Consider the following 12,419-nt stretch of genomic DNA (forward strand, 5'->3'; position numbering starts at 1 on the left):
AAAAAGGGAGATGGTTTGGTACATGAAAAAAGTAGCTGTTAGCTGGAGCGGCGGGAAAGACAGCTGCTTAGCTCTATATCGATTGCTTCAAGAAAAACATGAAGTTGTATGCTTGATATCCATGGTTTCTGAAGAGGATGCACGAAATCATGCCCATGGTATTCCATTAGAAATCTTACAATTACAAGCAGGTGCGATCGATCTTCCTTTAATTATGGTGGATTCAGCTGGGGGGTATGAAGCTTCTTTGGTAAAGTCTTTAACTTCTATAAAGAAACAGTTTGGGATAGATGCGATCGCATTCGGCAGTTTGTATATGGAAGAAGATCGGAAATGGAATGAACAAGTTGCAGAAAAAGCAGGTCTGGATGCTATTTTTCCCGTATGGATTCAAGAGGAACAAGCCTCTGAACTCTTAGAAGAATTTATCTCATTAGGTTTTCAGTCGATTGTTTGCCGAGCCTCAGCAGATATCTTGGACTCGACTTGGACAGGTCGCGAGTTGAATACAAGTTTTTGTGAGGATATTAAAGCAACAAAGAGCTGCTCTATGGGTGAACATGGAGAATATCATACATTTGTTGTAGACGGACCAATCTTCGGAAAAAGGCTAGAGATTGTACGCTCAGATGTTATCTTAAATTCAGGATTATGGTCGCTCGACATACATTCATGCAGGTTCATAGATAAGGATACGGAGGCTGTTATGTAATGAACATTCACTTTAAAAAGATGTTAAAACCTGAAGAAAACGTAGTAGAAGCTTTAAATCGTTGGGAGAACGATACAAAGCTTGTTCCATTAACACGACCGAACAAGGATAGAGTAGAGCTCGAAAGTAAACGAATCATCACGATGGAAGACTTATATCAACGTTTAGAGTTTCACGAAATTTATTTGATCTTTGTAGATGGTCAATTAGTAGGTGAGATGAACTATATGGTCGATCCTCCTCACCTTTTTAAGAGAACGGAAGGAACGGCATGGTTAGGTATTACGATAGGTGAATCGGTTGGAAGAGGTAAAGGCATTGGTTACCAAGCGTTGTCGTACTTAGAGAATGAAATGAAAAGAAATGGTTTGAAACGCATCGAGCTTGGTGTATTTGAATTCAACACCACCGCACAAAAGCTTTATCAAAAACTAGGATACTCAGAAGTTGGTAGGGTCGAGGCATTCACGTATTATCAAGATCGAATGTGGGCGGACATTCGAATGGAGAAATTAATTTAATAATGATGACTCATAACTGTCCATTCGGGCAGTTTTTTTAATTTAAAGGGATTTTCTGGATTTTTATTGAATTGAGATAGCAAAAGAGAAAGGAAAAGAGGATTCTCATGAAAATTATTGATACTGTTTCATTTTTTCTGCAAAACTATCAGCCAACGATTTCGTTTTTGAAAGAGTATTATAAAAGATACCCGTCTATTTTTCATGAATATTTTACTTACCATTGCAAAGATACAGAAGAAAGACATGATTTATCAATTAAAAAATATCCGGACTCTTGGTTGTCTATACAACGCGTTCACGAGTTAATTAATCCGGTTATTGTGGAAGTTGTTCAAGCGTATGAAGAAGCATATGGTGTACGTTTTCCTGTAGAGGTGAATCTAATAGTGGGTGGTTATGGCTCGAATGCATACACGCACAGACAGATCATACCGAATGTTACGTTCGCATTAGAAAAACTGTCACCAGAACGAGAGCATTTAAGAACCATTGTTGCCCATGAATTTGGGCATGCCACACAAAATATTTTGACTGATAAAGCAGGTATGAAGTGGGAAAGCGTAAATTGGAACAGTCCAATGACTTGGTTAAATCAAGAAGGTGCAGCGACTCACTTTTCTAGGAGAATTGTAGGCAGTCTCCATCCATCTGTTTACTTTTCCTTTGATAACCATGGATGTGAGTGGTTGGAGTTTGCTCAAAAACATGAAGATGAGATTTTGCTGGCGTTTGCAAAAGATTACAACTCATTCTCTGCCCAATCAATTTTTTCAGAATGGTTCTCCATCAATGGTGGTAAGAAATTTGGTCACAGCAGACTTGGCTATTATATAGCGGATCTCTTCTTTCAAAACCAAGTTAAAAAGCTAGGTGAGGGCGATGCGATTACGGCTTGGAAAGATAATGATTTTATAAGTAATGCTGAAAGTTGGTTATCTCAAAGTACTGGTTTAAATAAGAATAGTTTGGAGCTGTTGTGATGAACATCAAACTAGAAAAACCACAAATAATGATACTAGGAACTTTTCACATGAGGTATACACCAGACCTTCAACGGATGGAGTTCGATGATCTGTTAGTTGAATCAAGACAACGAGAAATTCAAAAAGTAGTCGAACAGTTGAAGAAATTTAAACCAACAAAGGTTGCACTAGAGGTAGTAAAGAGTGAAGAGAATAAACTCAATCAAGAATTTAATCAATATAAAGAGGGTCAATAGGTCTTGCAATTGACGAAGTACATCAGCTTGGGTTCCGTATCGCCTCAGATTTACAACATGAAAAAGTACATGCTGTGGACTGGATGGATACGGTAGGAAATAGAGGATTGGGTCAGGTTTTTAAGTGGGCTGAAAAGAATCAACCTGAGTTTTTTCGTTACATAAATGATTATATTGAAAAGCAGCACGAAATGTATTTGGCGATAGCACGAATTGGTTCATCTGAAGAATATATTGGCATCGATTGGATGAGATGGTGGTATCAACGAAATCCAATCCTTTATTACAATTTAGCTAAGATTACATCGCTATCAGATCGTACCCTATTAATAATTGGTGCGGCTCCTGTACATCTAGTTACTCAATTTTTAAAGGAGAGTAACTTGTTTAGTGTTGTAAACTCTTTAGACTATCTTACATAATGATGCATATATTCATCTTTTATTTATTCTTTCAATCCATGATATCGTTAAGAATACGATAAGAGAAGCTACTATAATGAAGGCTGCGGTGTTAGAAAAATAATTAAAATCTAATTCATGAACTATTTTAGATTCTTCACCATAATAGTTTAGAAATTCCATTGTTTGGTTCTCATAGTCTAATAGAAAATAAGAAAAAACACTTCCGATAATTATTCCAAGAATTAGTGAGAGCAATGTTTTATTCATACATGGATCGACCCCCATTCACATGATTGTTAACGAGTAACATATATATTAATATACCATTATATTCCATTTAGGAGGAACTTATGAACTCGGGTGCTGTTTTCGGTATCGTATTGACTTTAAGTCTTTTTGTGTTTAACTATTTTCCTTATACTTTGAAGGAAAAGTACAAGTTACCTTATTGGGTTTCTGGTATCATCATTTGTTGTTTAGGACCATTGGTTGCAATGGGGGTAGGCTCATATTTAGGAGAGGAAGCTCAGCGTGAAGGAAGTGATGGGTTCGGAGCAGGACTTGCAGGAGCCATTATAGCTTTAGTTCTTATTGCAAACGGTGCTCTATACATTATCGGGAGTGTGGTTTCTGGAATAGAGCGATATGTTACGCGACAAAAAAAAGACAAAACGCATAGTTAGAGGTTCAAATAGGATTATTATGCAGACAAGGAGGAAGAAAATATGAAGGTATACATTTCCAATCTTTTATTAGGCTTATTGTTTGGTCTCATTGTGGGAAGTTCTTATGATCAACAAGGTATTTGCATAATGTTAGGTGGCATTCTTGGTGTAATTATTTCTATATGTTTACAACTGCATCGTATTCAGAGATATTTATCAGAAAGAACTAATCATACAGACATTATTCAGGAGTGAAAAACATGGAAAATATTTTACAAGAAGTAAGTAATCATATAAAAGGAGTAAAGCATCCATTGATCATAGGGATCTCTGGACACGGTGCTGCAGGAAAAACAACATTTGCTTCTAAACTTATACATATGATTGGGCAGGAAAAAGTAAATTCTATTAATACGGATCCTTATATCGTCCGTTCTGAGCTAAGAAAATGCACAACAGTAGATTACGTGTATCACAATAAAAACCATTCTTATAAAATGACAGCAGGTCATCCACTTGCTCATCATATTTGGTCTTTAGAGCGAGATATAAAAATGATAAGGGATAGGTTAAATCTATACACGATCGGGACTCATTTAACAGAGAGTATTTTGGTTTCCTCAGGAAAACAGATAACAATAGTTGAGGGAATGAGTGTAGCATTTTGTGATCCTGCACTGTTTGATCTTAAGATCTATTTATATACAGACGGTGATACTGAGTTAAGTAGGAGAGGGGTACGTGATGTTTCGGAACGAGGGACCAACATTGATCATTTGTTACATTCACACGAGGAACGAAGAATTCAGTATGAAGTATTCATGCATCCCAAACATCAACACTTTGATTATGTTGTAAAGAATTCAAATGAAGAGTATGTGCTGGAAACAGGAGTATGGCCATTTATAAGTTAAAAACACTGCAAATCGCAGTGTTTTATTTATTTATACGTTTCAATGTGTATTGATCTGATACAACGAATTCCTCATCTATGAGTATATAGGGATGCGTTTTCAGTAAGCTGGTTTGAAGATGTTCTGGCATTTTTTCACCCTCATATGCACATATAAGTGGGAATGCAAGCTCATTTACGGCTCCGTCCACGATTCTCTCTAGGTCTTCGATTAGATGAAGAGGATCTTCCATTGTCCCCCATTCAACATGTGCCCATGAACGAAAAGACTTGTTGTTATCTACATAAGGTTTAACGGTTTTGAAAAAGTAATCTACAATGGCAGGTGGATGATAGCTGCCGCTTGAATAGTAAAAGTCAAAATTATTTACATGATGAACAAGCTCCAATTGAGCAGGTTTTAATCTAATGGCCAATTCTTGTTTAAGCATGCGATAGATGCGTTCGTTTTCAATAACGACAACATACTCTCCTAATGAGGTGCCCTCTTGAATATAATTCACAATTTTTTCTGTGTATTCTTTCATTCCATTATAAGAATAAAGTACATGAACATTCCTTTTTTGTTCCATTAACTCTTTCATACTCACTTTCAAGTTATCACTACTCTCAGGTATCAGATTTTATTAGTTTACCTGTTTTACAGAATAAAAGCTAAGAGGAAGTATCAAAACGTTAACTTTACTTTATTTCAGGTTACTGTGAAGGTTTTACTCTATAATTTTTGGGCTACTATAAGGATGGAGAAGTTAAATATTATATTAAAGGATTGAATAGCAGCAAGAAATTTAAGACAGAAGGAATGAGTATATGAAAGCCGTTCAAGTGACAGGTTATGGTGATATAAATAAATTAGAAGTTGTTGATATCAACATACCGGAGCCAGGAGAAAATGAAGTTTTAATTCAGGTGAAGGCATGTGGTATCAATAATACGGAAATTTGGATGAGAGAAGGAGCATACGGTACAGGTTCTAAATCAGGTTGGCGACCAGAAGGGGTTCAATTTCCGAGAATACCAGGCTCAGATATTACAGGTACAGTTGTGAAAACAGGGAAACAAGTTGCATCTTCTATGATAGGAAAGGACGTTGTATTGTTTCCTTTTACATCAAGTGGAGAAGAAGGATACGAACATATCTCTGATGATATGTCATTTATAGGGTCTGAGTATGACGGAGGGTATGCTGAATACGTAGTTTGGCCAGCACATCTTTGCTTTGATATGCCTTTACAGAGTTTCACAGAAAGTGCCGTTTTCTCCGTAAGTGGTTTAACTGCGTGGCACATGGTCGAACAGATTCAGGTTCAACCGAATGAAACCGTCCTAGTAACGGGTGCCAACGGAGGGGTAGGCTCACTGAATGTACAGATTGCTGCAAATGTTTTTGGAGCTAAAGTAATTGCAGTGGTAGGCGACCTTACATTAGAGGAAAAACTAAAAGAACTCGGAGCAACACATGTAGTCTCATATAAATCGAAGGACCTTGCGCATGAAATCCAACAAATCAACGGGGGTCCGATTGACTCTGTTTTAGATGTGGTTGGAGACGCGTTGTTTTCTACTTCTCTTCAAGTTTTAAAAAACGGAGGCAAGTTCTGTACTTCAGGATCTGCCGGCGGACAAAAAACAGAGCTTGATTTTAGAACTTTATATTTAAAACACATAACACTATACGGTTCTGTTTTAGGAACAAAGGCAGAATTTGCTCGAATGTTAGATGCAATTTCTCAAGGTAAAATTAAACCCGTTATAGATCGAACGTTTCCTCTTCATGAAGCAAGAGAAGCTCAAACATATTTCAAGAAAGCAGGAAAGTTAGGGAAAATTGTATTAATTCCTTAGTAAATATTTAGTTTAAAATAAAAGAAATGGCTACCAAATTAGGACTCTCTAGTTTTGGTCGCCATTTTTTCATTTAACTTGAGATTTTAACTCGATCTTTCAAATCATGATCTTTATTTTGAATCAAGGTACAGATTAAGTAATACATTCCCGGCACTGCAATTATCACACCGATAAAAAAGTATGTCATACGAGTACTTATGCCTAAGTAACTGTTAGAAGCGAATAAGATTCCGAGTGGCATGGTGATCCGAAGAAAAAGTAACCTCACTGCGCTTAATTGTGATAATCGATCTCGAGGAGCATTTTGTTGAAAAAGAGCAGAGCTTTGGGCATTGAACATCGGAAATAAGAGTCCTCCTAAGAATTCGCATCCCCAAGCGATATAAACAGAAGGAGCGAAGTACAATGCGATAAAAGACAACCCTCCTCCAACAAGGCCGACATACATGGTTTTGTTGTTCTTAGGTAACTTTGTAAGAAGCAGCATGCCAAGCGCATATCCAATCGGAAACATTCCCGCAAAAATCGCATATTCCCAAGCTTCCCCGGTCAAATCTTCTCTAATAAAAGGCACGTTTATTACCAAAGTGGCTCCTACTGCAAATTGTACAGATGATGATAACAGAGTTAGTCTTAGTAGCTGTGGAAATTGAAGGAAAGTACGATACCCAATTTTTGTTTCTTCCCACCAGAACTTTTTTGACCATGTCGCTACTCTTTTTTTGCTTACTTGAGGAATTTGAGAAAGCGATATGGAGCTCAGTAAAAACATAAGGCTAGATAACCCGTAAATGGTATACAGAGGACTGACTAAAAGAAGTAAAGATGTAACACCTGGTGCGATAAAACTCATGAGGCGTATGGTTCCATCGAGTAAGCTGTTGGCAGAAACTAATTCTTTTTCTTCACAAAGATCTGGTAATAAAGCAAAAGAAAGACTAGCGTATATCGGTTGCAATAGACCCAATACACATTGCAGAATCACTAATCCAGCGATCGTACCTATTTCTGAACCGCTTATGTATCCGATCAAAGGCAGAATATAAGCAACAGAACGGAATCGTTGAATATTTAAAAGCATTTTTTCTTTTATAACGTGGTTTAGGAATGGAGCGCTGATACCTTGCAGAATTAAGGATGGAATAAAATAAAGAAGCCAAAGTGCTCCCATCCACTCTTTAGACCCTGTTATCTCGAATAGTATAAGCCCGTTTATGATACCACCGGCAGCCCCTCCAAATTCGGAGATGATTTCGCCGATCCAGAGGGCTTTAAATGGTCTAGAAAATGAGTTATTCTTCATTTGTGTCTTCTCCCAAATAGTGCTGAAGTTGGTTGGAGAACGAACGAATATAGTGTGTATTAGCGGAATAAATACCCTTTTCAACCTTAACAAGTTTAGCAGCTTTTAAAAGTGATAGCTGGTGGTGCAGGGTGGTTTTTGATACGTTAAACTGTGTGGTTAATTCTTGAAGAGAGAGTGGTCCTCTCATTAGTTGATACAATAATTTTAATCGAAGATCGTCACCTAGTGCCTTATGCCCCCGTACAAGCTCATTTGTAGGAGAACCTGGCTCTAATAACGCTTCATCACTCAATGGATAAAAGATGAGCTTTGTATCTGATGTTTTTTGTTCAAGTATCCATGGTCTATAAGAGACATGTGGAATTAGTTTTATGTTCCAAACAGAAGGTTCTGGAACATATTTTGCTCCTCTTGTAATACGTTCAATTTCTTCTGATGGTTTTTGGTGATTAAGAAGACCATTCTGTTTCTTTTCAAATGAGAGAGCTTGCATCCATTTTTCCCAATCCGTATTTTTACTTTGCCAGTTATACCATTCCGAAAGTGTTTCAGTTAGTAAGGAGTGCAGTACATCACGGTTTATATGCTCAAGTGTTCGTACATATCCCTCCAAAAAGTCGTGTTCTTTAAATAGAGATGCGTATTGATTAAAGGCATTAGATTGTTCATAACTTTTTGCGGCCTCATTTCTGTGCGACTCACATGAACGATTTTTGTAAGGTAAAAGCGTTTCATAAAAAACGTCAGATGGTAACTCAGAAACTTTTAATGAAAATTCTGTAATCGTAGAAGCTGAAATTTTGTTCTGCAGCATAATCATGCCATACCACAAGTTTGTTTGTTGTATGGTTTCTAAATTCTTTCTTAAAGACGCTGACATTAGAGACTCTCGCTGTGTCCACTGCTCATCCTGTTCAAACGTGTGACGCAATTTTTCGTATGTATAACCTGCAATTCCTAGAGCTAGTTCCCATACCATTGAACTCTCAATAGATAGGGATACAGTTTCATGAGAATGAGGAGAATGGATATTTTTCATGTCTACCTCCAAAAAGTAATGAATTCTATTTTTTATTCTAATTCAATAAAAATTAAAATTCAACATATTTAGAATTTATAATTCGAAATGAATTGAAATTTTTTAAAATCAATAATAACCTTTATTTTCCGTACCTATGTGCTAAAATTAGGAAAAAAGGGGTCAAAGGTTATGTTTGTTTATAAAATTGACGAGGAGCTATCTCTTCGTATGTTTAATGAAAAAGATGCTACAGAGTTCTTCCAACTAACGATTCAATCTAAAGAGTATCTAAAGGAATGGCTAGGCTGGTTAGACTATACGAATGAAGAAGAAGATTCCCTTGCTTTCATAAAAGCGACCTTAAAAGGGGTAATTGAAACAGGGGGTTATCCAAAGACAACAGCAATTATTTATAAAGGAAACATTGCTGGAATTATCGGGTTTAACGAAATAAATAGGTTACATAAGATCGGTGTTATGGGATATTGGCTCGGTCAACAGTTTCAAGGAAAAGGAATTATGATGAGAGCGTGTAAAGCATATATTGCATATGGCTTTAATGAACTCGATCTTAATCGAATTGAAATACGAGTAGCTGAAGAAAATAAAAAAAGCCGTGCGATTCCGGAGAAGCTAGGATTTCAGGAAGAAGGCAAGATTCGCCAAGCAGAATGGCTTTATGATCATTATGTTGATCATGTGATATATGGTCTATTGGCTGAAGAATGGAAACAAAATAACTAGGATGTTTAGGTAAGCTGACAGGAAAAGGTTTTACAGACCTTTTTGCTGTCGGCTTTTTTTGATATTACGTAATTGTTACTTGAAAGTGCCTATCGTACTTCAAAGTGCGTACTTTTATTTTTTGGTAAAGAGCGTATGATTTTAAATCATAAAGGAATCTTTTCTCATAGGAGGGCACGACCAACAATGAATCCATTCAAATATCATCGTTCTTACAATCGAATGTATAGTGAGGGTGAATTAACACTTGGACTACACATCCCTCTTGAAAATTATAGATTTGCTACTCCGACGATGGAACAGCAAGTTGAATTGTCGCAGTTAGCTGAAAAATTAGGTTTCACAAGTTTATGGTTTCGTGATGTTCTGTTGGAAGATCCGAATTTTGGAGATCCAGCGGTAGGTCAGATTTACGATATGATGATCTATATGACATATTTAGCAAGTCAGACGAAGGAAATTGCACTAGGAACAGCAGCTGCTGTACTACCATTAAGGCATCCGTTGCGTGTTGCTAAAGAAATCGCAACTCTGGATCAATTGTTCCCAGAACGTGTGTTGCTTGGCGTATCATCAGGTGATAGACGTGCAGATTTTTCTGCTTTAGGTGTCTCGCACGAAACACGAGGGCAAGCGTTTGTGGAGGCTTTTCAATATCTTAACCAGGTCCTTTATAATGAATACCCAGAAATCCGTTCATCCAGGGGAACCGTGCAGGGAGCTAATCTTGTACCTAAGCCAACAAAACGAATTCCGACATTTATTACAGGCTATGCACAACAGGAAATGGAGTGGTTTGCAGAGCATGGAGATGGGTGGATGTACTATCCTCGCAGCCCTAAGTATCAAGAAGTAACAATAAAAAGGTGGAGAGAGTTAGTTGGGCGCTATCATCCTGATACGTTCAAACCATTCACTCAGCCGATGCACCTTGATCTAGCAGAAGATCCTAACGAAGCTCCACAACCGATTCGTTTAGGATTTAGAATCGGCCGCAATCCATTGATCGAGCTGTTGCAAGTGTATAAAGAGTCTGGAGTAAACCACTTGTTCTTTGCACTCTTTGATAGTGAAAGACCAGCTAAAGAAGTTATACAAGAACTAGGTGAAGAAGTGATACCGCATTTTCCAGCTTTAAAACTTTAAAACTTTAAAAAGGTAACAAAAAAGCCAAGCTAGCTGCTAGACGCAGAAGCTTGGCTTTTCTTTAATATAAAACGTCTTGAAGAAACTTTTCTAAAGAGTCAACTTTTGAAATTCTTTTATTACACTCATGACTGTCCGTACAAATGTAATTTCCGATCGCTTTATAATAGTCGGAAGAAGCGTTTGCTGGTTTAGATTTTGTTATCGCTGAGAATAATGCAACATCTGTAATTCCGTTACACAAAAAACAGATACCCTTGTTTGATGGTGTATATCTACCTTGTACACCAACTAGCTTACCGTCTAAGTGATACACGATGAACATTTTATTCGTACCAATATCAACCCAGCCAAGATAACTGATCTTTTGAAAATCAATCGCATTCAAATCAGGTACTTTCAGCTTCTTAACTTTCGGAAACAATTTCATAATCTGCTTATTAGTAGTGGTTGAAAATTTCTCAAGAAATGGTTCTAAGGATTGCAAGTATTTCTGAAACTCTTCTGATTTCCGTAAAGGTTCTAACCCCGCTATTAAATCTTTTTGAGATTCATTGAGCTCAGAAAAGGATTCAAGAATTTTTGATTGAGCGCTGTGTTGAACAGCTTCAATTACTTTTGGATCAGCACCGTTATTACATGCACGCTGTAGTTGTAAAACTTGTTGTTTTATGAGGTTGTACTGATGATTTCTAATGAATGGTTTACTCATTTTGTTCAGCTCCTTATTTTTTGTAAAAAAGAAAACAAGGTGCAAAGCCATCATTAGAAACGAAGTCATACGCTCGGGCGACTAACGTTACCGATGTCAGCCCATACAAAGAATCGCCCCTAATGTTAGGCTTTGCATGAGCTGCTTATGATTCCGGCAAAATGATTTGCCATTTTTACCGACCTCCATTCATCAATATTATAAGAAGAGCTGGTCATTTGTGCAAACATAAAAAGGCTGATCCGAATCTATACATCGGACAGCCTTTTTCGTTAACTCATATTTCTTAAATAGTACCAAACCAAGTTAGTAAAAGTTTGCGCTTGAGAAGAGATTGGTGATTCTTCAAAACTTTTTTGAAATGGCTTCAATAATGGTTGAAGAACAATCTTACGAATACGCTCACGTTTAAGTTCACTCATGACCGCATCAAAAAGGTCTTGCTGTTCTTCGTTAAACGTAAAATCCTGCTGCAGTTGCTCAGCGTGTGATAGAACATCATCTATTTTGACTTGTTTTTTATTTGCATTTGTACGGAGTAAATCAATAGCTGAAAGAGGGATGAGAACCGATTCGTTCAACATCATCTTGGGTACGATCAACTCAATATAAGAAAGGAGAGTATCAACGACATGCTCTAATGAGTAAGTCGTATTTGTTATTCGCATTGTAAACAACATATGATGCATCATGCCGAAGAATAGGATGGTCGCTTCAAACACATGCTCCCGAACTTCATCGCCTAAGATTTCAATAAAACGATTAGATATCCATTCCATCTCATATAATCGATGCTGCATAACGAGTTTTTTCAGGTCAGCTTCATTGGAAGAAAGAATCGCTTCAAAAAGTGGCTGAAGGTTTCTTTCCTGGTTCAGCCGCATGATGATTACAATTTGTTCGATGAAAACATCCCGATCACCTGTATCCCTGCCTATTTGAACGGCGATTCGCTGTTGACTGGCGTCATAACGCAAAAATTCCAAAATGTCCGCGATACAGTCACTCTTTGATGAGAAATAGTTGTAGAACGTGCCTTTTGAAATATTAGCTTTATCAATAATTTCCTGTATAGAAGTCTGCTGAATGCCTTTTTCTATAAAGAGCTTCAAAGCGGTGTCAGCGACTTTTCTTTTTCTGTTATTCATGCTTTCCTCCTATGTCCAACCCTTACGACTAGTATAAATTTCTTCAGATGGAAACAC

The 12,419-nt window shown here is 37.2% G+C and carries 17 protein-coding genes; 11 read left to right on the forward strand and 6 right to left on the reverse strand.

Annotated elements, in window-relative coordinates:
• The first annotated feature begins 22 nt into the window (after positions 1–22).
• The 5 genes from I5J82_RS02920 (at position 23) to I5J82_RS20265 (ending at position 2,877) form a co-directional block, all read left to right on the forward strand.
• Complete coding sequence (locus I5J82_RS02920) at positions 23–712, forward strand: Dph6-related ATP pyrophosphatase (RefSeq protein ID WP_198766582.1); 690 nt, start codon at positions 23–25, stop codon at positions 710–712.
• Positions 712–1,233: a GNAT family N-acetyltransferase gene (locus I5J82_RS02925; RefSeq protein WP_198766583.1), complete on the forward strand. Its 522-nt coding sequence runs from the start codon at positions 712–714 to the stop codon at positions 1,231–1,233. The genes I5J82_RS02920 and I5J82_RS02925 overlap by 1 nt, the downstream gene beginning before the upstream one ends.
• Before the next feature lie 107 nt (positions 1,234–1,340).
• Positions 1,341–2,216: a DUF2268 domain-containing putative Zn-dependent protease gene (locus tag I5J82_RS02930; RefSeq protein ID WP_198766584.1), complete on the forward strand. Its 876-nt coding sequence runs from the start codon at positions 1,341–1,343 to the stop codon at positions 2,214–2,216.
• Positions 2,216–2,455 (forward strand): hypothetical protein, encoded by a 240-nt coding sequence (locus tag I5J82_RS20260; RefSeq protein ID WP_233096392.1) that lies wholly within the window; start codon positions 2,216–2,218, stop codon positions 2,453–2,455. Before I5J82_RS02930 ends, I5J82_RS20260 begins: the two co-directional genes overlap by 1 nt.
• A gap of 38 nt (positions 2,456–2,493) precedes the next feature.
• Complete coding sequence (locus tag I5J82_RS20265; protein ID WP_332873672.1) at positions 2,494–2,877, forward strand: DUF5694 domain-containing protein; 384 nt, start codon at positions 2,494–2,496, stop codon at positions 2,875–2,877.
• 12 nt (positions 2,878–2,889) lie between these two features.
• On the opposite strand, the gene I5J82_RS02940 is transcribed toward I5J82_RS20265, so the two are convergent.
• Positions 2,890–3,126, reverse strand: a complete 237-nt coding sequence (locus tag I5J82_RS02940; RefSeq protein ID WP_153238915.1) for a hypothetical protein — start codon at positions 3,124–3,126, stop codon at positions 2,890–2,892.
• 83 nt (positions 3,127–3,209) lie between these two features.
• On the opposite strand from I5J82_RS02940, the gene I5J82_RS02945 reads away from it, so the two are divergent.
• Genes I5J82_RS02945 through I5J82_RS02955 form a run of 3 tightly spaced genes read left to right on the forward strand, consistent with a single transcriptional unit; the run spans position 3,210 to position 4,438 of the window.
• Positions 3,210–3,542 (forward strand): hypothetical protein, encoded by a 333-nt coding sequence (locus I5J82_RS02945; protein WP_198766585.1) that lies wholly within the window; start codon positions 3,210–3,212, stop codon positions 3,540–3,542.
• A gap of 42 nt (positions 3,543–3,584) precedes the next feature.
• Positions 3,585–3,779 (forward strand): hypothetical protein, encoded by a 195-nt coding sequence (locus tag I5J82_RS02950; protein ID WP_198766586.1) that lies wholly within the window; start codon positions 3,585–3,587, stop codon positions 3,777–3,779.
• Positions 3,780–3,784: 5 nt separating this feature from the next.
• Entirely contained in the window at positions 3,785–4,438 is a 654-nt protein-coding gene (locus I5J82_RS02955; RefSeq protein WP_198766587.1) for a uridine kinase family protein, read from the forward strand.
• A 22-nt stretch (positions 4,439–4,460) separates the two neighbouring features.
• Here I5J82_RS02955 and I5J82_RS02960 read toward each other — a convergent pair whose 3' ends face one another.
• Positions 4,461–5,027 (reverse strand): MEDS domain-containing protein, encoded by a 567-nt coding sequence (locus I5J82_RS02960; RefSeq protein WP_332873673.1) that lies wholly within the window; start codon positions 5,025–5,027, stop codon positions 4,461–4,463.
• 220 nt (positions 5,028–5,247) lie between these two features.
• On the opposite strand from I5J82_RS02960, the gene I5J82_RS02965 reads away from it, so the two are divergent.
• A complete protein-coding gene (locus I5J82_RS02965; protein WP_144701714.1) occupies positions 5,248–6,282 on the forward strand; it encodes a zinc-binding dehydrogenase in 1,035 nt (344 codons plus the stop codon).
• A gap of 73 nt (positions 6,283–6,355) precedes the next feature.
• Here the strand turns inward: I5J82_RS02965 and I5J82_RS02970 are convergent, their stop codons facing one another.
• Entirely contained in the window at positions 6,356–7,588 is a 1,233-nt protein-coding gene (locus tag I5J82_RS02970) for an MFS transporter (protein ID WP_198766589.1), read from the reverse strand.
• A complete protein-coding gene (locus I5J82_RS02975; RefSeq protein ID WP_198766590.1) occupies positions 7,578–8,630 on the reverse strand; it encodes an ArsR/SmtB family transcription factor in 1,053 nt (350 codons plus the stop codon). The genes I5J82_RS02970 and I5J82_RS02975 overlap by 11 nt, the downstream gene beginning before the upstream one ends.
• Before the next feature lie 171 nt (positions 8,631–8,801).
• Between I5J82_RS02975 and I5J82_RS02980 the strand changes: the two genes are divergently transcribed.
• The gene (locus I5J82_RS02980; protein ID WP_137790133.1) at positions 8,802–9,356 is read left to right on the forward strand and encodes a GNAT family N-acetyltransferase; all 555 of its coding nucleotides are present in this window, start codon (positions 8,802–8,804) and stop codon (positions 9,354–9,356) included.
• A 186-nt stretch (positions 9,357–9,542) separates the two neighbouring features.
• Entirely contained in the window at positions 9,543–10,502 is a 960-nt protein-coding gene (locus tag I5J82_RS02985; protein ID WP_198766591.1) for an LLM class oxidoreductase, read from the forward strand.
• A gap of 61 nt (positions 10,503–10,563) precedes the next feature.
• Here I5J82_RS02985 and I5J82_RS02990 read toward each other — a convergent pair whose 3' ends face one another.
• Positions 10,564–11,214 carry a FusB/FusC family EF-G-binding protein gene (locus tag I5J82_RS02990; RefSeq protein WP_198766592.1) on the reverse strand — a complete coding sequence of 217 codons (651 nt, stop codon included), beginning with the start codon at positions 11,212–11,214 and terminating at the stop codon, positions 10,564–10,566.
• A gap of 272 nt (positions 11,215–11,486) precedes the next feature.
• Complete coding sequence (locus I5J82_RS02995; protein ID WP_198766593.1) at positions 11,487–12,362, reverse strand: TetR/AcrR family transcriptional regulator; 876 nt, start codon at positions 12,360–12,362, stop codon at positions 11,487–11,489.
• Positions 12,363–12,419 lie beyond the last annotated feature (57 nt).

Source organism: Fictibacillus halophilus (assembly GCF_016401385.1).
Taxonomy (GTDB): domain Bacteria; phylum Bacillota; class Bacilli; order Bacillales; family Fictibacillaceae; genus Fictibacillus; species Fictibacillus halophilus.